The 19,993-nt window shown below is 67.9% G+C and carries 22 protein-coding genes and 1 riboswitch; of the genes, 7 read left to right on the top strand and 15 right to left on the bottom strand.

Features of this window, described 5'->3' with window-relative positions:
* The first annotated feature begins 8 nt into the window (after positions 1-8).
* From gcvPB to H556_RS0105015, 3 genes are all read left to right on the top strand, one after another.
* On the top strand, positions 9-1,586 hold the full coding sequence (gcvPB, locus tag H556_RS0105005; protein ID WP_024353393.1) for an aminomethyl-transferring glycine dehydrogenase subunit GcvPB: 1,578 nt from the start codon (positions 9-11) through the stop codon (positions 1,584-1,586).
* Positions 1,587-1,756: 170 nt separating this feature from the next.
* Positions 1,757-2,158, top strand: coding sequence for a PGPGW domain-containing protein (locus tag H556_RS0105010; protein ID WP_024353394.1), 402 nt, complete (start codon positions 1,757-1,759; stop codon positions 2,156-2,158).
* A gap of 119 nt (positions 2,159-2,277) precedes the next feature.
* Positions 2,278-2,748 (top strand): DUF6789 family protein, encoded by a 471-nt coding sequence (locus tag H556_RS0105015; protein ID WP_024353395.1) that lies wholly within the window; start codon positions 2,278-2,280, stop codon positions 2,746-2,748.
* A gap of 112 nt (positions 2,749-2,860) precedes the next feature.
* On the opposite strand, the gene H556_RS0105020 is transcribed toward H556_RS0105015, so the two are convergent.
* From H556_RS0105020 to H556_RS0105065, 10 genes are all read right to left on the bottom strand, one after another.
* Complete coding sequence (locus H556_RS0105020) at positions 2,861-3,376, bottom strand: F0F1 ATP synthase subunit B (protein ID WP_024353396.1); 516 nt, start codon at positions 3,374-3,376, stop codon at positions 2,861-2,863.
* Position 3,377: 1 nt separating this feature from the next.
* Positions 3,378-3,950 (bottom strand): F0F1 ATP synthase subunit B family protein, encoded by a 573-nt coding sequence (locus H556_RS0105025; RefSeq protein ID WP_024353397.1) that lies wholly within the window; start codon positions 3,948-3,950, stop codon positions 3,378-3,380.
* 80 nt (positions 3,951-4,030) lie between these two features.
* A complete protein-coding gene (locus H556_RS0105030) occupies positions 4,031-4,255 on the bottom strand; it encodes a F0F1 ATP synthase subunit C (protein WP_003168985.1) in 225 nt (74 codons plus the stop codon).
* Positions 4,256-4,313: 58 nt separating this feature from the next.
* The gene (locus H556_RS0105035) at positions 4,314-5,102 is read right to left on the bottom strand and encodes a F0F1 ATP synthase subunit A (RefSeq protein ID WP_003168986.1); all 789 of its coding nucleotides are present in this window, start codon (positions 5,100-5,102) and stop codon (positions 4,314-4,316) included.
* A gap of 5 nt (positions 5,103-5,107) precedes the next feature.
* The gene (locus H556_RS0105040; RefSeq protein WP_024353399.1) at positions 5,108-5,479 is read right to left on the bottom strand and encodes an AtpZ/AtpI family protein; all 372 of its coding nucleotides are present in this window, start codon (positions 5,477-5,479) and stop codon (positions 5,108-5,110) included.
* A gap of 152 nt (positions 5,480-5,631) precedes the next feature.
* Positions 5,632-6,312, bottom strand: coding sequence for an SMC-Scp complex subunit ScpB (gene scpB, locus H556_RS0105045; RefSeq protein WP_024353400.1), 681 nt, complete (start codon positions 6,310-6,312; stop codon positions 5,632-5,634).
* Positions 6,309-7,133 carry a segregation and condensation protein A gene (locus tag H556_RS0105050; RefSeq protein WP_024353401.1) on the bottom strand — a complete coding sequence of 275 codons (825 nt, stop codon included), beginning with the start codon at positions 7,131-7,133 and terminating at the stop codon, positions 6,309-6,311. Before H556_RS0105050 ends, scpB begins: the two co-directional genes overlap by 4 nt.
* A 16-nt stretch (positions 7,134-7,149) precedes the next feature.
* Complete coding sequence (gene nagZ, locus H556_RS0105055) at positions 7,150-8,199, bottom strand: beta-N-acetylhexosaminidase (protein ID WP_024353402.1); 1,050 nt, start codon at positions 8,197-8,199, stop codon at positions 7,150-7,152.
* 13 nt (positions 8,200-8,212) lie between these two features.
* Positions 8,213-9,028 (bottom strand): SPOR domain-containing protein, encoded by an 816-nt coding sequence (locus H556_RS0105060; protein WP_024353403.1) that lies wholly within the window; start codon positions 9,026-9,028, stop codon positions 8,213-8,215.
* Positions 9,029-9,114: 86 nt separating this feature from the next.
* Positions 9,115-10,302 carry a deoxyguanosinetriphosphate triphosphohydrolase gene (locus tag H556_RS0105065; protein ID WP_024353404.1) on the bottom strand — a complete coding sequence of 396 codons (1,188 nt, stop codon included), beginning with the start codon at positions 10,300-10,302 and terminating at the stop codon, positions 9,115-9,117.
* A 134-nt stretch (positions 10,303-10,436) separates the two neighbouring features.
* On the opposite strand from H556_RS0105065, the gene erpA reads away from it, so the two are divergent.
* The 3 genes from erpA (at position 10,437) to ypfJ (ending at position 12,152) form a co-directional block, all read left to right on the top strand.
* Complete coding sequence (gene erpA / locus H556_RS0105070; RefSeq protein WP_233552006.1) at positions 10,437-10,778, top strand: iron-sulfur cluster insertion protein ErpA; 342 nt, start codon at positions 10,437-10,439, stop codon at positions 10,776-10,778.
* 19 nt (positions 10,779-10,797) lie between these two features.
* Positions 10,798-11,202 carry a hypothetical protein gene (locus H556_RS0105075; RefSeq protein ID WP_245559414.1) on the top strand — a complete coding sequence of 135 codons (405 nt, stop codon included), beginning with the start codon at positions 10,798-10,800 and terminating at the stop codon, positions 11,200-11,202.
* Positions 11,203-11,300: 98 nt separating this feature from the next.
* A complete protein-coding gene (gene ypfJ / locus H556_RS0105080; protein WP_024353407.1) occupies positions 11,301-12,152 on the top strand; it encodes a KPN_02809 family neutral zinc metallopeptidase in 852 nt (283 codons plus the stop codon).
* Between the two features lie 10 nt (positions 12,153-12,162).
* Here ypfJ and H556_RS0105085 read toward each other — a convergent pair whose 3' ends face one another.
* Positions 12,163-13,464: a DUF418 domain-containing protein gene (locus H556_RS0105085; protein WP_024353408.1), complete on the bottom strand. Its 1,302-nt coding sequence runs from the start codon at positions 13,462-13,464 to the stop codon at positions 12,163-12,165.
* Between the two features lie 65 nt (positions 13,465-13,529).
* Positions 13,530-14,474, bottom strand: coding sequence for an aspartyl protease family protein (locus tag H556_RS0105090; RefSeq protein WP_024353409.1), 945 nt, complete (start codon positions 14,472-14,474; stop codon positions 13,530-13,532).
* A gap of 187 nt (positions 14,475-14,661) precedes the next feature.
* On the opposite strand from H556_RS0105090, the gene thrC reads away from it, so the two are divergent.
* On the top strand, positions 14,662-16,056 hold the full coding sequence (thrC, locus tag H556_RS0105095) for a threonine synthase (protein WP_024353410.1): 1,395 nt from the start codon (positions 14,662-14,664) through the stop codon (positions 16,054-16,056).
* 24 nt (positions 16,057-16,080) lie between these two features.
* Here thrC and H556_RS0105100 read toward each other — a convergent pair whose 3' ends face one another.
* The 3 genes from H556_RS0105100 to H556_RS0105110 form a co-directional block, all read right to left on the bottom strand.
* Positions 16,081-16,548, bottom strand: coding sequence for a hypothetical protein (locus tag H556_RS0105100; RefSeq protein WP_024353411.1), 468 nt, complete (start codon positions 16,546-16,548; stop codon positions 16,081-16,083).
* A 139-nt stretch (positions 16,549-16,687) separates the two neighbouring features.
* Entirely contained in the window at positions 16,688-17,650 is a 963-nt protein-coding gene (locus tag H556_RS0105105) for a homoserine kinase (RefSeq protein ID WP_024353412.1), read from the bottom strand.
* A 2-nt stretch (positions 17,651-17,652) separates the two neighbouring features.
* On the bottom strand, positions 17,653-19,389 hold the full coding sequence (locus tag H556_RS0105110) for an amino acid kinase family protein (RefSeq protein ID WP_024353413.1): 1,737 nt from the start codon (positions 19,387-19,389) through the stop codon (positions 17,653-17,655).
* 453 nt (positions 19,390-19,842) lie between these two features.
* A riboswitch (SAM riboswitch) is annotated at positions 19,843-19,969 on the top strand.
* The last annotated feature ends 24 nt before the right edge of the window (positions 19,970-19,993 follow it).

Here is a 19,993-nt window from a genome sequence, read left to right on the forward strand (position 1 = left end):
TTGGAATCATGAGCACGATGAACACTGTCGGCCGCCCGACCGCCCCGAACGAAGGCCTGGACGCCAACTACAAGCCCGCCACCCTCACCGGGGGGCGCGGCCTGCTGCAGGATGAGCCGCTGATCTTTGAAGGCGAAGGCTGGGGCAAGACCGGCGTCGACCTGCCCAAGCCCGCCACCAATGGCTCTGACTTGGGCGACCTGGTCCGCAAGGATCCGATCGGCCTGCCCGGCCTGTCCGAGCCCGAGGCCATGCGCCACTATGTGCGCCTGAGCCAGAAGAACCACGCCATCGACCTGGCCGTCTATCCGCTGGGTTCGTGCACGATGAAGCACAACCCGCGCCTGAACGAAAAGATGGCGCGCCTGCCGGGCTTCTCGGACATCCACCCGCTGCAGCCGCAGTCGACGGTGCAGGGCGCGCTCGAACTGATGGACCAGCTGGCCCACTGGCTGACGACGCTGACGGGGATGCCTGCGGTGGCCCTGTCGCCCAAGGCCGGCGCCCACGGCGAACTGTGCGGCCTGATGGCCATCCGCGCCGCCCACCAGGCCAAGGGCGAGCATGAGCAGCGCCGCAAGGTGCTGGTCCCGACCTCGGCCCACGGCACCAACCCGGCCACCGCCGCCTTCGTCGGCTACAGCGTGGTCGAAGTGGCCCAGACCGACGACGGCCGCGTGGACGTGGCCGATCTGGCGTCCAAGCTGGGCCCGGACGTGGCGGCCATCATGGTCACCAACCCGAACACCTGCGGCCTGTTCGAGCGCGACATTCTGGAGATCAGCCGCCTGACCCATGAGGCGGGCGCCTACTTCTACTGCGACGGCGCCAACTTCAACGCCATCGTCGGTCGCGTGCGCCCCGGCGACCTGGGCGTCGACGCCATGCACATCAACCTGCACAAGACCTTCTCGACGCCGCACGGCGGCGGCGGACCGGGCGCCGGTCCGGTCGTGCTGTCGGAGGCCCTGGCCCCCTTCGCCCCCGCCCCTTGGGTCGTGAACACCGGTGATGGCTACAAGCTGGTCGAGCGCGAGGAAGACGAGGCCGAACAGGCCTTCGGCCGACTGTGCGCCTTCCAGGGCCAGATGGGCATGTATGTGCGCGCCCTCAGCTACATGATGTCCCACGGCTCTGACGGCCTGCGTCAGGTGGCCGAGGACGCGGTGCTGAACGCCAACTACATCAAGGCCCGTCTCGAGGACCTGATGAGCGTGGCCTTCCCCGAGGGTCCCTGCATGCACGAGGCCCTGTTCGACGACGAATGGCTAAAGGGCACGGACATCACCACGCTGGACTTCGCCAAGGCGATGATCGACGAGGGCTTCCACCCGATGACCATGTATTTCCCCCTGGTCGTCCATGGGGCCATGCTGATCGAGCCGACCGAGACGGAATCCAAGGCCGAACTGGACCGCTTCATCGAGGCCATGCGCCTGCTGGCGGGCGCAGCAAAAGCCGGAGACGTCGAACGCTTCAAGGGCGCGCCCTTCCATGCGCCCCTGAGGCGTCTGGACGAGACCCGCGCCGCGCGCTCGCCGCGTCTGCGCTGGGCCGCGCCGGAAGGCTCCAACCGCGCCGGTTGATCGGTCCTGCAAGCCTGATTTCAGGGAACGCCGTGTCTTTCGGGACACGGCGTTCTGCATTTCTGGCCGACTTACGAAAGCGTCATGGCGACGCCGCCTTTCGGCCTTGTCTCATGCGTTTACTGATTGTCGGCCTTCCCTGGCCGCCATCTTGATCGAGACGCCGCCCCGTGACCCTGGTCCTGCCCTCTCTGAGCCCGCCGCCGCCCCGTCCGGGGCTGGCGCGGCGCATGCGCCGTCTGGCGCTTATGGGTGTGGGCTTCTTCGTCATCCTGCTGGGCGTATTGATCGCGCCCCTGCCCGGCCCCGGCGGCGTGCCCGTCATCGCCCTCGGTCTGGTGATCGTCCTGCGCAACTCCTGGTGGGCCAAGCGCCAGTTCATCCGCGCCCAGCGCGCCCGGCCCAAATGGGTCTATCCCTTCCGCCGCCTGATGCGGAAGAAGCCTGAGATCGCTCCCGTCTTCTGGCAGCAGACCCTGCGCGCCGAAAAAATGGTGTTGCGCCGCCGTCGACGCCCGCTGGCGCGCTTTCGTCGCCGCCTGCGCCGCGGCTGGCGCGCCTTTCGGCAATAAAGGCCAAGCTAAGGCGAACACAGGAATGTGAACCGGGTTCACCCCCGAGCGCCCCTGAACGGCGTATGCTCCCCCTTGCGTAGTCACGAGGTTGATAGGCGTTGGGAGGCGCTGTTCACATGATGTCACGCGTAAAAAAGGGAATCATCGCCGGTTTCATTGCTACCGTCGTGGTTTCCGTGCTTGAGCTCGCCAATCTGTTCCTCAACCACCTGTTCGATCCCTTTCCGGGGGTCGTAGCCCGGATGTTCGGCATGCCGGGCAATATGGCGGCGGGGTGGGCCATCCACCTGGTCATGGGCACCTTTGTGCTGGGGTCGCTGTTTGGCGTCGTCTATCCGAGACTGCCGACGGCCACGCCGATCACCAAGGGCATCGTCTTCGCCGTCGCCGCCTGGGTAGCGATGATGCTGGTCATCACCATGGGCGGCGATTACCGGACCTTCACCGGCTCGTCCGGATTTGGAACCTTCGGCTGGATGCTGGCGCTGCACATGGTCTTCGGCGGCGTCCTGGGCAATGTCTACGCCCGGCTGGTCGAACGTGAGAAGCGCGGCGCCGCGCCGATCGGAGCCGCTCCGGCCCATTAACCGACAGTCTGAACCGTCCTCGATCCCGACAACCGGATCTTGAACAGCAAAAGGCCCCGCCGTCGCCGGCGGGGCCTGATGTTTTTCGGGGCTGACTAAACGCGGTCAGCGATCAGTTCAGCTTGCCGCCGATCTGGCCGATGGCCTGGTCCAGCAGCGGATCGGTCTTGGCGCCGGCGATGCGGGCGGCCAGGATCTGTTGAGCGGCCTTGGCGGCCAGGTCGGCAGCCGCGGCCTTGACCTCTTGCGTGGCCTCGGCCTCGGCTTGGGCGATCCGGCGCTCGGCCAGAGCCTGACGGCGAGCGGTGGATTCTTCGATGCGCGCCTTGGCTTCGGCTTCCAGACGCTTGGCGTCCGCCTCGGCGGTGGCCAACAGGTCGGCGGCCTGAGCCTCCGCCTCGGCCTTCTCCTGACGGATCTGGGCCAGCATGGCTTCGGCTTCGGCGCGCAGGCGGGCGGCCTCGTCCAGGTCGCCCTGGATCTTGGCGGCCTTGGCGTCCAGGCTGGTGGCGACCAGCTTGGGCACGCCCGCCATCACCACGATGGCGATGAAGATCAGCAGGCCGACGGCGACCCACAGCTCAGGGTTGGCGAAATCATAGAAATGGCCGGTCAGGAAGGCGGGCATATCAGGCGGCTCCCTTGATGGCGGCGGCCAGTTCGGCGTCGGTCGCGGCCTTGCCGGTCAGACGCTCGAGCATGGCGCCCGCCGCGGCCGAGGCGATGGTCGACACGTTCGTCATGGCGGCGTCGCGGGTCTTGGCGATGGCGCCTTCGGCCTCGGCGATGCGCGCGTTGACCACGGCTTCATCGGCGGCCAGGCGGGCGTTGAATTCTTCGGTGACGCGCTGCTTGGCGGCGACAGCGGTCGCGCGGGCGTCGGCGCGGGCCTTCTCGACCTCGGCGCGGGCGGCCTCGGCTTGAGCGGCCGCTTCGGTCTGGACCGAGCGGGCGGCGGCGATCGCGGTGTCGATCGTGTCGGCGCGTTCGTCCATCACCTTGCGCAGGCGCGGGGCGAAGACCTTGGCGACCAGGACGTACAGAAGGACGAACAGGATCAGCAGATAGCCGATCTGGCCCGCCCAGTGCTGGAATTCGAACTGGGGCAGACCGCCCGAGGCATGCTCGGCCGTCGCCTGCGTCTCCGCATGGAGGTCGCCCGGCGCCGGGGTCTGAACGTCAAGTGTGGGTGTGCTGGCCATGAACCGTCTTCACTAGATCAGGACAGCGGCGCGCAGGTCTGGCCCGCGCGCCGCCAATTCTGAGAGATCGTGGGCTGGGATCAGCCGAAGATCATCAGGACGCCCAGCACGAAGGCCAGGATGCCCAGGGCTTCGGCCAGAGCCGCGCCGACGAACAGGTTGCCGACCTGCGAGGCGGCAGCAGCCGGGTTGCGCAGAGCGCCGGCCAGGAAGTTGCCGAAGATGTTGCCGACGGCCAGGGCCGAGCCGATCATGCCGAGGGTGGCCAGACCAGCGCCGATGTACTTAGCGGCTTCAGCGTCCATGATGATTTCCTAATTTCTTGGAGCGTTGGAGGGTAGGGTTACGAACTGAACTCAAGCCTTAGTGGCCATCGCCCAGGTTGACCACATCGTTGAGGTAGATGCAGGTCAGAACGGTGAAAACGAAGGCCTGAAGGAAGGCCACCAGAAACTCGAGCGCCGTCATCGCGACCGTCATGCCCAGCGACAGGGCCGCGACGGGAATGAGGGCATAGGCCAGACCGCCGGTGACGATGGCCGCCGCGCCCAGCTGAACGACGAACTGGGCGAAGATCTTCAGCGCCACGTGGCCGCCCAGCATGTTGCCGAACAGACGCAGGGCCAGGGTGATCGGACGCAGCAGGAAGGAGACCAGCTCGATCAGGCCCACAAACGGGCGCAACAGCAGCGGCGCGCCAGCGGGCCAGAACAGCTTGAGGAAGCCGACGCCGTTCTTGACCAGACCGACCACGACAACCGTCAGGAAGGCGATCAAACCCAGGGTGACGGTCACGGCCAGTTGCGAGGTGGCGGTGAAGGTCAGGAACATGCCCAGCAGGTTCATCGACAGAACCATCAGGAACATGGTGAAGGCGAAGGGGAAGTATTTGCGGCCTTCGTGACCGATGATGGAGTTGGCCAGGTTGTCGACCATGCCGAACAGGCTCTCGCCCGCCGCCTGCATCCGCCCCGGGACTACCTTGGCGCCCGAGGTCGCCAGCGACAGGAAGCCCACCACGCCGACGAAGGCGATGGTCATGGCCACGTGCGAATTGGTGATCGCGATCACCTGCTCGCCCAGGACGGGAACATTGACCGTGCCGAACTCTACGAGCGGCTTGACCTCAAATTGTTCAATCGGACCGGCCATTAAGCCTATCGTTCCCTGTTTTCTTCGTCAGCCTCGACGATAGGTTCGCCCTGTTGGGGCAAACCCGCCGCCTTGGCCTGCGCCATCAGCCGGTTGGCTGTGCGGCGCGCCATATAAACCGATAAGGCGAAGCCCAGAAGGACCCCGCCTACAACGCCAATCGGCGTCGTCCCGAACAGCCGGTCGACGCCAAAACCAAGTGCAAGACCGATCAGCACCCCGCCCAGCAGTTCGGCGATGATGCGATAGGCCTGGCCGACCACCTTCTGCGCAGCGACCTCGACGGACTTGTCCGCCTGAACCTTCGCCTCCAGCGCGGATGCGCTTTGGTGGAGGCGTTTGATCGCCTCTTCGCGCGATTCCTTCGTCGGGGACATGGGCCTGTTGGGTCAGCGCCCGGCAGGGCCGGATCGGGTCTGAATTTCGGCGCGGAACCTATAGGCGAGAGGCCTTCAGGTCAAGGCGGCCTCCGCTGGACTTAAGTCCATGAGTTTTCGCGGTTTCTTGCAAGCGCGACGATCCGTCCCGGCTAAGGTTGCGACTCTTCGTCCTCGCTGATGAAATCCTGGGCGAATTCGGGCGAGGCGCCGTCCAGACCGGTCAGCAGATCCTCGCCCTCGTCCTCGCCGGCGCGCGAGGGGTCCGGCACCTCGAAACCGACCGGCATGGACAGGTCCAGCAGGCCCGCCGCCTTCATCTCCTGCACGCCCGGCAGGTCATACAGACTGGCCAGGCTGAAATGCTCCAGGAAGCGGTCGGTCGTCGCGTAGGTCACCGGCCGTCCGGGCGTACGGCGTCGGCCGCGCAGGCGCACGAAGTCCATCTCCAGCAACAGGTCCAGCGTGCCTTTGGACAGGGAGACGCCCCGCACGCTCTCGATCTCGGCGCGGGTGCAGGGCTGGTGATAGGCGATGATGGCCAGGGTCTCGAGCGCAGCCTTGGACAGGCGGCGCGGCTCCTCGCGCTCCTCGGTCATCAGGAAGCCGAGGTCAGGGGCGGTGCGGAAGCGCCAGCGCTCGGCCACGCAGTCCAGCTCGACGCCCCGGCCCTGATAGCGTTCTTGAAGCGCGGTCAGCGCGCCGCCGACGTCGGCGCCTTCTGGCAGGCGGCGCGCGATCTCGGCCAGCGACAGCGGCGCAGCCGCGGCGAACAGCAGGGCCTCGACGCGGCGCTCGATCTCGAGGTGGTCGGGGGTGAAGTCGAGGGTCACGGCGTCAGCTCCAGCGGCTGGCCCAGCCCCCGTCGCTTCAGCCACACCGCGTCGAAAGGCCGCTCCTGCCGGATGTCCATGCCGCCCTCCTTCACCAGTTCCAGACTGGCCGACAGGGTGGAGGCGGTATAGCTGGCCTGACTGGGGCCCTCCTGCCCCTCCGGCTTCTGCGGCGCCACGCGCTCCAGCGGCGTCCATTCAGCCAGGCGCGGCATGATTTCGCGAAGCCAGTCGCGCGCGGCCTCCAACTGGAAGGCCTCGACCCGCTGACCGGGGGCGTATTTGCGGCGTTCCTCGCGGCGGCGCTGGGCGACATAGGCGCTCATCAGTTCATAGAGGCTGGCGTCCACCCGATCAGAGGGGATGATGACCGTCGCCTGCGGGTCGCCGCGCGTGAAGACGTCGCGCTTCAGTTGCGGGCGGCTGGTGATGGCCTCCACCGCCGTGCGCATGGCCTCCAGCTTCTGCAGGCGGAAGGCCAGGGCGGCGGCGATCTCTTCGGCCGGAGGCTCCTCCGGCTTGTCCTTCTCGTTGCGCGGGATCAGCAGGCGCGACTTCAGATAGGCCAGCCACGACGCCATCACGAGATAGTCGGCCGCCAGCGCGAAATTCCGCCGCCGCGCCTCATGCACGAAGGCCAGATACTGTTCGGCCAGACGGGTGATGGACAGCTTCAGCAGGTCCACCTTCTGCGTCCGCGCCAGGGCCAGAAGAACGTGCAGGGGGCCTTCATACCCCTCCAGGTCGACGACGAAGGCCTCCTGCGCCTCGACCTGTTCGACGGCGGTGAAGTCGAGATTCGGCTGGAAGGCCTCGCTCATGCGCCCTCCCCGGCGATCACCCTTGCGCCTCGCCGACGTCCGGCCCCTTGGCGGCGTCGAAGCGGCCGTTCAGCGCCGCCTCCAGCCGGGCCCGGCCCTCGGCGACATCCAGCGGCTCGGGCGCGCGGACGATGCGGTTCAGCGCGGCCTCGGCGCGGCGCTTGGCCTCGCCTTTCAGCTTCTTCGTTCCGTCGGCGACGGCGGCCATCTCCTTCAGGTCGCCGTTGCAGTGGAGCACCACGTCGCAGCCCGCCTTCAGCGACTGTTCCGCCCGCTCGGTCAACGTCCCCGACAGGGCCTGCATCGACAGGTCGTCGGACAGGATCAGGCCGGAGAAGCCCAGCCGCTCGCGCATCAGGCGGATCGCCTTCTTCGAGGTGGTGGCCGGGCGTTTGGCGTCGACGGCGGTGAAGACCACGTGCGCCGTCATCGCCATCGGCATGTCCGACAGCGCCTTGAACGGGGCGAAGTCCCAGGCGTCCAGTTCCTCGATCGCCGTCTCGACCACCGGCAGGTCGTGGTGGCTATCCGAGAAGGCGCGGCCGTGGCCGGGGATATGCTTGATGATCGGCAGGACGCCGCCCGCCAGCAGGCCCTCGGCAGCGGCCCGGCCCAGCTGGGTCACGGTCGCCGGGTCCTGCGCATAGGCGCGGTCGCCGATAATGTCGTGGGCGCCCGGCACCGGCACGTCCAGCACCGGCACGCAGTCGACGGTGATGCCCAGTTCGCGCAGGTCATGAGCGATCAGCCGCGCGCCCAGACGCACCAGTTCACGCGCCGCCGCCGGATCATTGGTCGCCTTCAGATAGGCGGCGCCGGGCGGATATTTCGGCCAGTGCGGCGGGCCGAGGCGCTGCACCCGGCCGCCTTCCTGATCAATCAGGACCGGGGCGTCGTCGCGGCCCACGCTGTCGCGCAGTTCGGACACCAGCGCCTTGACCTGCTCGGGGCTGTCCACATTGCGGCGGAACAGGATGAAGCCCCAGGGCTTGGCCTCGGCGTAGAAGGCGCGTTCCTCCGCCGTCAGCCTGTGGCCGGAACAGCCGTAGATGGCGGCGGAGGTCATGTGCGCTCGCCCCTTAGCGGACGATGCAGTCGCGGCCCGCAGCCTTCAGCGCATTGCAGAAGGCGACGGCGCGTTCACGGCTCATGCCGGTAAAGGTGGTGCGGTACAGGGTCGAGCCGTTGGCGGCGGTGACTTCCTGCACGCGCTTCTGGGCGCCCGAGGCGTACTGGCCGAAGCGGGCGGCGACGGCCGCGTATTCACGGTCGGCGATAGCGGTCGAGGAGAAGGCGCCGATCTGCACGCCGGACGATCCGCCCGCCGCAGCCGGAGCGGGCGCCGGAGCCGGGGCTGGAGCCGGAGCCTTCGTCGCCGGAGCGGGCGTTACGGGCGCAGGCGCGGCCGGAGCCTTGGTCGCCGGGGCGGGCGCGGCGGGCGGCGGGGTCGAGGACTCGACCGGCGTAGCCGGGGCCGTCGGCGCGGGGCGCGGCAGGACTTCTTCCGGACCGGGGGTGAAGGTCGGCGCGGCGTCGCTCGGCTCGCCGCCGTCGCGATAGACGCGGATGTCGGCTTCCGGGTCTATCGGCTGGGCGTCCAGCGGCGCCTCGACCTTCATGCTCTCGACCGGGGTTCCGACGGCGGGCGGCGCATCCGTCGAGGAGCGCACGCCCGAACGATAGAAGACCACCACGGCCACGATCAGCAGCAGCAGGACGATGGCGCTGATGATCAGGGTGATGGGCGGCGACTTGGCGGCCGGAGCCCGGCGAGGGTCATAGCCGCCGCGCGTAAAGGGCAGGTCGTCGTCGGTCGGCGGGGTATAGGCGCCGCGGTCGCGGCCAGCGTTGTGCCCCGCGTTAGGATTGCCTCGGTGATCGTCGTCGTAGGACATGGGTCGCGCCTTGGTGGTCGTGGGACACGCGCGCGAATCGGCGCGCGTCGGCGCTCAGTCTAACGCGCCGTGAAGCCCTTCTCGAATCACAGATCGAGGGCGAGGTCGAGGCTGAACAGCTTCCTGTGGACCTCGATAGCGTAACGATCTGTCATACCGGCGATGTAGTCGCACACCGCCCGCGCCCGTGCGTTCTGGTCATCGGTCAGGGCCGATGCCTGCCATTCCGGCGGCATCACCTCCGGCTCGGCCATGAACAGCTGGAACAGCTGGGCCAGCACACGGCGCGCCTGACTGCGGGTGCGGTTGACGCGATAATGGCGATACATCCGCTCGAACAGGAAGCGACGCAGCACAGCCAGCTCCGCCATCATGCCAGATGAGAACTGCACCAGAGTCTCGGGCGCGTTACGCACGTCCTCGACTGTCTCGATCTTGTGTCTGGCCAGACGGGCCTCGGTCTCGACCAGGACGTCATCGACCATAACGCCGATCATCCTGCGCACGGCCTCCAGCCGCAGCATCCTTTCGTCGACATCGGGCCAGTCGGCGCGCGCGCTGGCGATACAGCGCCCGATCAGGGGCACGTCGGACAGGTCGGACAGGCTGAACAGCCCCGCCTGCACCCCGTCATCCACGTCGTGGTTGTTATAGGCGATGTCATCGGCGATGGCCGCGCACTGGGCCTCCAGCGAGGCGAAGGTGCCAAGCCGCAGGTCCCAGTCGGCCGCTCCGCCCGGCGCATAGGCGGCGACCGCCTTCCACGCCGGGTCCGTCAGCTTATGCGCCACCGGGCCGTTGTGCTTGACCACGCCCTCGACCGTCTCCCAGCTCAGGTTCAGGCCGGTGAAGCCGGGATAGCGCGTCTCCAGCTCGGTCACGACGCGGAAACTCTGGACGTTGTGGTCAAAGCCGCCGAACGCCTTCATCTGTTCGTGCAGTTCGTCCTCGCCCGCATGGCTGAACGGCGGGTGTCCCAGATCGTGGGCCAGGGCGACCGTCTCGGCCAGATCGTCGTCCAACCGCAGGGCGTGGGCCAGCGATCGGGCGATCTGCGCCACCTCAAGACTGTGCGTCAGCCGGGTGCGATAATGGTCGCCCTCATGCGCCACAAAGACCTGCGTCTTCTCCTTCAGGCGACGGAAGGCGGTGGCGTGGATGATGCGGTCGCGGTCGCGGGCGAAGGCGGTGCGGGTGCGGCTGGCGGGCTCGAAGACATGACGACCGCGACTGGCGGCGTGGTTTTCGGCGTAGGAAGCGCGGGTCTGGCTCAAATCGTCAGGCCTTTTGGGGAGTCGGCAGGACTTCGTGATGGCGACAGGCCTTTGCGAACGCCTGTCAGACCCTCATATAGAGGGCTGTGAGCACCGTCCAATCTACAGAATCAGCCCGCGACCTGTCGCTGTCGATCGCGCCCCGTTCGCCCGAAGGCATCACCTTGTCCGAAAGCGGCGCGCGCCGCTTGGCCAGGCTGTCCGAGGCTGAGGGCAAGCCGGTGCTGCTGCGTGTCGCCGTCGACGGCGGGGGCTGCTCGGGCTTTCAGTATCGCTTTGAGCTGGTCGACGGCCCCGAGGCCGACGATCTGGTGGTGCGCCGCGACGGTCAGGCCGTGGTCATCGACCCGGTGTCCGTGCCCTTCCTGAAGGATTCCGAAGTGGCCTTCGTGGACGAACTGGCAGGCGCCCAGTTTGTGATCCGCAACCCCAACGCCGCCTCCAGTTGCGGCTGCGGCGTCAGCTTCTCGATCTGACATCGCAGAACCGCCCCGCTTGGCGGCGGGGCGTCGGGCGCCCATCTTTATCGACATGAAGCGTCTGGCGTTCCTGATCCTGCTGTTCGTCGCCGTTCCGCTGACGGCTAGCGCCCAGACCTGGCCGGGCTGGCCCGGTCCGCCGCCTGCCGGCTACGATCCCAATGTCGCGCGCGCCGAACAGCACAATCAGGCGATGGAGCGACTGCGCCTTCAGGCCGACCAGCGCGAGGCCGACGCCGCCCGCACGAGGCTGCAGACGGAGCGCACGGTTCGCCAGCTCGAAGCCGCACGCGCGCCTGCGCCCGCTGCGCCTCCTCCGACGCCCTATGCGCCGCGACCGACGCCTCTGCCCGCTCCTGCCGATCAGAATGCTCCCGGCGTGGCCGAGATCGACGCCTGGCTGAACCGACCGCCGCACTAACGCCCGCCGCAGCCCACGACGCGTTACATTTGCATCTCTTCACCTGCCCCTGCGTTTCAGCCTAGCTTCGGAACAGACAGCACAGCGGAGACCAGCAGATGCGTTGGCAGGGCGGACGGCGCGGCGGCGGGGTTGAAGATCGGCGCGGCATGGGCGGCGGCGCGGTCGCGGGCGGCGGCATCGGCGTGCTGGTGCTGGCGGCGATCGGCTATTTCGTCTTCGGCATCGACCCCAACACCACCCAACAGCTGGCCAGCCAATTCGGCGGCGCCGGTCAGGCGGAACAGCAGGGCCAGATGGGCTCGCCCGAGGATCAGGACGGCCAGTTCGTCGAGGTCGTCGGCTCCAACATCAACGACGTGTGGAAGACCAAGCTGAAGGGCTACACCGCGCCCATCACCGTCCTTTACGAACAGGGCACCCAGACCGGCTGCGGCTATGGCCAGGCGGCGATGGGGCCGTTCTACTGTCCGGCGGATCAGAAGGTCTATCTGGACCTCAGCTTCTGGCGCGAGATGGAGACGAAGCTGGGCGCGTCCGGCGCTGACTTCGCCAAGGCCTATGTCATCGCGCATGAATTCGGCCACCACGTCCAGACCCTGACCGGGGCCAGCCAGCAGGTGCAGCGCGCCCAGCAGGCGGCGCGGTCACAGGCCGAGGGCAACCGCTATTCCGTCGCGCTGGAGCTTCAGGCCGACTGTTACGCCGGGGTCTGGGCCAGCAACGCCGCCGCCGTGTCGAACGGTCAGGTGGCGCTGGAGCCGGGCGATCTGGAAGAGGGCATGAAGACGGCCCAGGCCATCGGCGACGATACCCTGCAGCGGCGCGGCGGCGGGCGCGTCTCGCCCGAAAGCTTCACCCACGGCTCCTCGGCCCAGCGGGTCGAGTGGCTGCAGCGCGGCTATCAGACCGGCGATCCAGCCGCCTGCGACACCTTCTCCCAGCTTTAAACCGAGTGGATCAGGCGGCCTTCGCGCGCTTCAGCTGCGAAGGCCGCCCATAGGCGAACCAGCGCAGGGCCCACTCCAGCGGTCCCATGTTGAAGGCGCGCAGCCACAGCGCGCTGAACGTCATCTGAACCACCCAGATGCCGAGCGCGACACCCCACAGGCCCCACCAGTCCAGCCTGCCCCACAGGTTCAGGCCATAGAACAACAGGGCCGCGATCGCCGACTGTCCCAGATAGTTGGTCAGGGCCATCCGTCCCAGATTGCGCAACGCCCGCCCGACAAACCCCAGGGCGTTCATCTTCCACAATGAGAGCAGCAGGCCGACATGACCCAGGGTCATGGCGCATCGGCCCAGTTCATAGCTGCTCTGCGTCGCCCAAGACTCGGACGAAAACTGGCTCAACCACAGCACCACCGCCTGCCCGCCGTTGACCGCCAGCCCCACGCCATAACCACAAGCCGTCAGCGCCAGATAGAAACCCAGCGAACGCGCCCCGCCCAGCACGCCCAGCTTGAACAGCGCCATGCCCAACAGCATGAAGGCGACCGATTCAATGACCAGGGTGATGGTGTAGCTGGACGCCGCATAGTCCAGCCAGGTCCTCACGCTCCACTTCAGCAGGCCTGCGACGCCGCCGGTGCGCACGGCGACCTCTTCGGCGACAGCCTCCGGCGACAGGCTCTGCGCCTCCTGGGCGCGGCTATGCGCCTTCAGGGCCTCGGCGTCTTCGGCCGACAGGGACGCTCCGGCCTCAACCTGCAACGCCAGTTCGGCGCCGCGACGCGCTTCAATCGTCTGATAGGCGCCGACCACGGCCGACTCAGCCGTCAACAGCAGCAGAAGCGCGGCCGACAGGGCGATCAGAGTGCGCGGGCGGGCCATGCGGAAAACAAACAGCAGAAATCCCGACAGGCCATAGACATAGAGAATGTCCCCCGGAAACAGCAGGGCCGTGGCGTTGAACACGCCCAGCGCCAGCAGGGCGATGCAACGTCGAAAGTACACGTCCGCCGCCTGAATCGTCCCGCGTCCGTCTTCGCCGCGCAGGGTGATCAGCAGCATTCCCGCGCCGAACAGCAGGGTGAACAGACCCCGCATCGACCCCTGCACGAACAGATGCTGGATGATCCACGCCGACCAGTCCGGATTGGCCAGCGTCGGCGGCAGGTCCGGATGATACTGGTCCCAGGCGCCGCCCATCATCATGATATTGACCAACAGGATGCCGCACAGGGCGAAGCCGCGCAGCAGGTCCAGGCTTTCCAGCCTTTGACCTGGCGATACGGACATCATGGACGGCGAGGCGCTCATGCGGGCCGCTTATCCCCCTTCAGGCCGTGGACGAAACGGATTCTGCCTGCGCAAACCCGTCAAAGCTAAACAATGGTCACATCCATCAACGGCGCGAGGTGCAGCTGTCCGTCGCCAAGGTTGAGAATAATATCGCGCCCTGCGAACGCCTCCATGCCCAACAGGGCGTCCGGGTAGTTGGGCAGCGCCCGATCGGCGTAGACCGCTATCGTCACGTCGCGCCAGGTTTCCGACCCCAAAGCCACGCTCTTCGCCTCAACCAGACGCGCCCTGGCCACCCCGCCCAGAACGATGCTTGACCCTTCCCGTTCCGGGCGGCCGTCCAGCAGGCCCGCCGACTGCGCGACGCCTTCGCTCACAGCCAGAAGGGCGGAAGAGCCGGTATCGAGGACGGCCTGCACCCTGACGCCCTCCACGACCGTATCGGCGATCAGGGACGTACCGGCCCGCCGCACGGGCATGGCGCGATAGGCCGGCGACAGCTCCGTCTGCGCCTTGCGGAACAGACGCAACCGCCGTCGGCGCAGGTCCATCTCCAGCCCCGCCTGCATCAGCAGATCCTGCCCCAGGATCAGCGGCGCCCCCAGCCCCTCCTCTTCCGACAGAGGCCCGAGGTCCAGAATTCCTGCGCGCAGGCGGTCGATGCGCGCCTCGCCAAACGTCAGGTCCAGGGTCACCCCACGGCCCATCTGGGCGCGCCCATCCACCCCATAGGCGATCAGCGGCATGTCGAAGAAACGATCCAGCCCCAGCTCGGCCACCAGCCGCCGGTCGATCACCGAATACTGGGCGCCGCTGTCGATCAGCGCCGTCAGTTCGCGACCAGCCAGCCGCACCGGCACGGTCGGCAACAGGGTCCGGGGCGCGACGAACTGAAGCCAGCCGCTGCTTCCGTCGGCGCCGAAGGTCACGCCGGGACGTCGCCACAGCACATGATCCTTGAGCCACAATCCGCCGCCTACGGCGGCGACGGCGGCTCCGGCGCGAATGAAAAGGGAGCGGCGGTTCATCGGCCTGACATGAACCGGGCGGGGCTCCGACGCCAGCCCTTTTCCCTCGAGATAGCGGTCGCGACGGGGCAAGGCGCGCTGAACGCTTAGTCCCAACCAGGTTGTTGCGTCATCTGGCGAACTTTCCCTTCGCATACGCAAAATAATCATGACGAAGCAGCCAACGGCGGCTAGAAACGACCCCGATATGACGAATTCAGCTGACCGCTACATCTCGACGCGCGGCGACGCCGCTCCGACCCGTTTTTCGGACGCCCTGCTGCGCGGAATCGCGCCGGACGGCGGCCTCTACATGCCGCAGGCCTGGCCCGCCCTGCCGGTCGACGCCACCCGGCCGGGACGCAGCTACGCCGAGATCGCCAAGGCGGCGATGGCGCCCTTTATCGGCGACGCCCTGCCAGCGGGCGCGCTGGATCGTGCGTTGGACCGTCTGACCAAGGGCTTCGACCATCCGCTGGTGACGCCGCTGGTCGAACTGGAGCCGGGCCTGTTCGTACTTGAGCTGTTCCACGGCCCGACGGCGGCGTTCAAGGATCTGGCCATGCAGCTGGTCGCCGCCCTGTCGGACGAGGCCCTGGCCGCGACGGGCGAGACCCTGACCCTGCTGACCGCCACCAGCGGCGACACCGGCGCCGCCGCCGTGCGCGCCTTCGCGGGCGCCGAACGCATCAAGCTGATCGTTCTGCATCCGCTGGACCGCGTGTCGCCGGTGCAGCGCAGGCAGATGACGACGGTCGAGGCGGACAACGTCCTGAACCTGGCCGTGCGCGGCGACTTCGACGACTGTCAGCGTCTGGTGAAGGGGCTGCTGGCCGAGGAATCCCTGCGTGAACAGGGCCGTCTGTCCTCGGTCAACTCGATCAACTGGGGCCGACTGGCGGGCCAGATTCCCTATTACGTCTCGGCCACGGCCCAGCTAGGCCAGGCGGCGACCTTCGTGGTGCCGACCGGCAATTTCGGCGACGCCTTCGCCGGGATCGCCGCCAAGAAGATGGGCCTGCCCGCCGCCGGTTTCGTCGCCGCCGTCAACCAGAACGACGCCCTGGCCCGCGCCATCAATGACGGCGTCTACGCCCGCCGCCCGGCGGTCGAGAGCGGCAGCGTGTCGATGGACGTGCAGGCGCCGTCCAACTTTGAACGTCTGGTCTATGAAGCCTCCGGCCGCGACGCCGAGGCGACCCGCGCCGTGTTCGAAACCTTTGCGCGCGAGGGGTCCGTCACCCTGCCCGCCGACCTTCTGGCCGCCCTGCGCGCCGAGGTGTCGGCTGTCTCGGTCGATGAAGCGACGACAAAAGCCGAGATCGCCCACGCCCACGCCGCCTGGGGCCGCGTCGTCTGTCCGCACACCGCCGTGGCCCTGGCCGCCGCGCGCCGCCTGGACCGCAACGGCGCGCCCATCGTCGCCCTGTCCACCGCCCACCCGTCCAAGTTCGGCGCCTTCGTCTCTGACGTCATCGGCGTCGAGCCGGAACCGGCCCCCGTCATCCGCGCACTGGGCGACCGCCCCGAACGCCTGACGGTGATCGAGAACACGCCCGAGGCGGCGCTGACGGCGGTGAAGGGGTTTGCGAAGGCGAGCTGACACTCCCTCTCTAAATACTCTGGCTCAACGGTCGCCGGTCGAGCGGCTGATGGCGGCCCTCATCCCTTCGGCGTGAAGAGCGCCGGACGGAGCGATCTTGTCGTTGGGGGTGTCGGCAGGGTCGGTATGGGCCGTGCGGTTGTCAGGGATGCCCTCATGCGTCTGTTCGGCCTTACGCTCTACGGCGGCCTTCAGATTGCGCGTCGCTGAGGTCGATGCACGACGGCGCTTCTGTTCCTCAGCTGCGCGCTCGATCGCCTCGGCCAGTTGCGCCTTCTTTTCACGCGCGCCCGTGTCGATATTGGCCTGCCCCTCGCGGCTGGCCTGGCGGGTGCGGGTGCGGATCATCCGCTGAGCGCGGTCGCGCCGCTCGCGCAGTCGTCGCAGCAGATCGGTCAGTTGCGTATCGGTCAGGTGCGCCGCCGCACGGCTCATCTCGACCCACTCCGTCTCATTACGGTCCAGGGCGCGGTTCTTGTCGGCTGCGGTCATGCTGTCCTCCATTCTGAGATGTAGAGGGAGCGCATGGGCCGCCAAGCTTGTTCCCGGTTGCGGCGCCTTGTCCTGCCACACAGGCGGGAATGAAAAAGCGGCCCCTTCGCATGAAGAGGCCGCCTTGATCGCAGAGGGTTCAGGCCGGCTCCGCCGCCTTCCAGTAATCCAGGCGCCGGAAGAAGGGCGTCGGATCCTTGGGCGTGACGAGATTGGCCGGGTCGTGAAACAGCCGGTCATGCAGGCGCGTCAGGGTGAAGCGCACCGCCGCCGCCGCGCCGAGTTCCGGCAGGGCCTGACGCTCGGCGTCCGACAGGGGCCGCACCGACTCATAGCCCTTCTGGAAGGCGCGCAGGGCTGACGGCAGAGGCCGTCCCTCGGCGTCGAAGCCCCAGGCGCTGAGCGCGATGGCCAGGTCATAGGCCAGCACGTCGACGCAGGCGAAATAGAAGTCGATCACGCCGCCCACGTCGGTCGCCCCATGCTCGTTCACAGCAAACAGGACGTTGTCGGGGAAGTAGTCGGCGTGGATCGGGCCGCGCGGCAGCGACGCGTCGCTCCACGGTCGGGCCAGATCGGGCAGCAGGCGCTGCATCTGCTCCAGCATCCTGTGATCCTCGCCCGCAGCGACCGTATCGCAGCGCGCGGCCAGATCGGCCCAGACGCGCGGCCCGACCGGGTTCTCGCGCATGCCTTCATAATCGGCCGCATCGAGATGCAGCAGGGCCAGAACCTGACCGGCGCGATACTGATCCTTGTCCGTCGGCTGGCGCTTCCAGGCGCCGGGCGTCCATTCAACAATGGCGGCGGCGCGATTGTTCAGGCGGCCGATCACCAGCCCTTCGCGATCCGCCACCGGCGCGGGCGTCGGAAAGCCCTGCGCCGCCAGCCGCCCCGTCAGGCCGAGGCAGAACGGCAGGGCCGAGGCCTCGGTCCGCCCCTCGAACAGGGTCAGAACATAGGCGCCCTTGTCAGTCACCAGACGGTAGTTGGTGTTCTCGACCCCCTCGGCGATCGGGGTCAGTTCGACCAGCCCGCCGAGAGGGTAGCGCATGAGATAGTCGTCGGCCTGTTGCGGCGTGACGGGCGTGAAGACGGCCATGACTAGACAAGCTCCGCAGCGGCGCGCCGGGCGCGCATGACGTCGGCGACATCGGCCAGAACGCTCTCGGTCGTGGCCCAGCGCCCGGCGCCGCGCCCCTTGCACGTCCACACCCGGCCGTCCTGACCATAGACTTTCAAGGCGTTGCGCTCTCCGTTCAGCGACAGGAAGAGCGCGTCCTCAAGCGCGCCGTCAAGACGGACATAGGCGTCCAGTTCGCCGTCGCGGTCGAAACAGGCGCCGATCTGGCGCACCGGCGCGTCGCCCAGCGGGGTTTCGGCGGCCAGCACGTCGCGCGGCAGGGCGTCGGGCGAACGGCCGAAGGCCTCGAACGACAGCAGTTTGACCTTGGCCTCGGCGTCGAAGCCTTCCAGGTCCGAGGACGGGTCCTCCTCGGCGAAACCGGCGGCGCGGGCGTCGGCCAGGGCGTCGGAGAAGGTCGCCCCCTCGCCCAGACGCTGCAGCATGAAGTTGACCGTGCCGTTCAGCACCGCCTCGAAACCGACCACCGGACCGGCGGCGCGGGCGGCGCGCAGCGTTTCTATCATCGGCGAGCCCCCGCCGACCGAAGCCGACCAGGCGACCCGACAACCGTTGGCGTCTGCCAGGGCCTGCAGCCCTTTGGGATCGCGGGCCACGGCCTGTTTGTTGGCGCTGACCACGTCGCAGCCCGCCTCCAGCGCGCGGCGGATCAGGGCGTGACCCGCCTCGCCCTCGGACAGGGCTTCCAGCAACAGGTCGGGTTTCTTGGCCAGCAGGGCGTCGACGTCATTGGTGAACAGTTCAGCCGGGGCGGCGACGTCGCGCGGCTTCTTCGGATCACGGACCAGGACGCCGACGACTTCAAAACGGCTGTCGGGCAGAAGGCGGCTGAGCAGACCCCCGCCGACGACCCCGCATCCGGCCACGGCCACCTTCAGCGCCGCCGCCGCCTGCACCGGCCCCGGAGGGGCGCCGCGATCGCCGACCACCGTGCCCTCGGCGCGGCCCAGAGCCGCCACTTCAATCTCGACCGCGCGGGCCTGAGCCAGGTCGATGGCGTCATGCTGGACCAGGGCCCCGCCCACCTGGCGCGCCGTCTCCCATGAGGCGCGGCGATAGCGCACGGGCGTCCCCGCGCTGACCGCCGGATCGCGGTCGTAGAGGCCGTCCACATCCTTGACCAGCCGCACGCGGTTCAGTCCCAGTTCAGCCGCCAGAACCACCGCCGTCAGATCGGACCCGCCCCGGCCCAGCAGGGCGACGCGGCCGTTGGGCCGGACCGCGCCGAAGCCAGGCACGACCACCACCTCATGCGCCTCCAGCGCGCGTTGCAGTTGGTCGCCCTTGAGGCAGACCGGGCGGGCGTGCTGGCTCGGCCCCTCCGCGATGATGCCCAGTTCCCGCACCGACAGGCCGATGGCGTCCAGCCCCACACGATCGCAGGCGACGGCGACCAGGGCGGCAGCCTTTTCCTCGCCCAGCACGACATAGGCGGGCAGAAGCTCGTTCTCGTGGTCGAGGCCCAGGCTGCGCGCCTCGGACAGCAGCTTGTCGGTCTGGCCAGCCAGGGCGGAGACGACGGCGACCACCTTACGGCCGGCGCGGACGTGGCTGTAGATTTCGCTGGCGACGGCGGGGGCCTGAGAGGCGTCGCGCAGAACGGACGAACCGAACTTCAGCACCACCACTTCGGCGGCCGGAGCGAGGGCTTCAACTGGTTTGGGCTGGTCGGCGACGAGGGCGAGAGAGGCGGACATGGACGTTTCCTGAAGGCTGGGTCTGGGAGGATTTTTAAGAGAGATCGGCGGGGTCAGAGTGGATTTAAGGCAATAAAAAACCCGCCCGGGGGTCCAGGCGGGTGATCGGTTTTCTGCGTGTCTCGCCCTAAACGGCGCGCATCATCCGGTCCCCGCCCGCAAGGGCATGGTGGTGGTACCGGTGGTGGTAATCATGGACGCGAAGAGACCCGTCGCCGGGGCGGCGATGGTGGTCGTCTTCATGCTGGCGAGGCGGTAAGGCACAGGCGGCGTCCGGTTGAAAATCGTGCCTTAGGGTGAGCCAGGGCGCCGCGTCGCGTCAACCCCGCATCGAAATAATTTTTCTCGACATCGCCCCAACAGGCCCATTTGGCCATCACCTTGGGGCGCTTTCGCCCAAACGGGGTGAAATTTTTCGCTTGACCGGCGCTCTTCGCAACCGCACCGTAAGCTCACTCATCAAGACCGGCTGAGGGATTAGGCCCTTTGACGCCGGGGCAACCATCGGGTTCCGCCCGAAACGGTGCCAACTCCTGCGGGGTTCTTCGGGCTTGCCTGAATGGACCGCGAGAGATGGGTGGAGCGTCGACGAGGCGACGCGCCA

Origin of the sequence: Brevundimonas naejangsanensis DSM 23858 (genome assembly GCF_000421705.1) — a bacterium.
Lineage (GTDB): Bacteria > Pseudomonadota > Alphaproteobacteria > Caulobacterales > Caulobacteraceae > Brevundimonas > Brevundimonas naejangsanensis.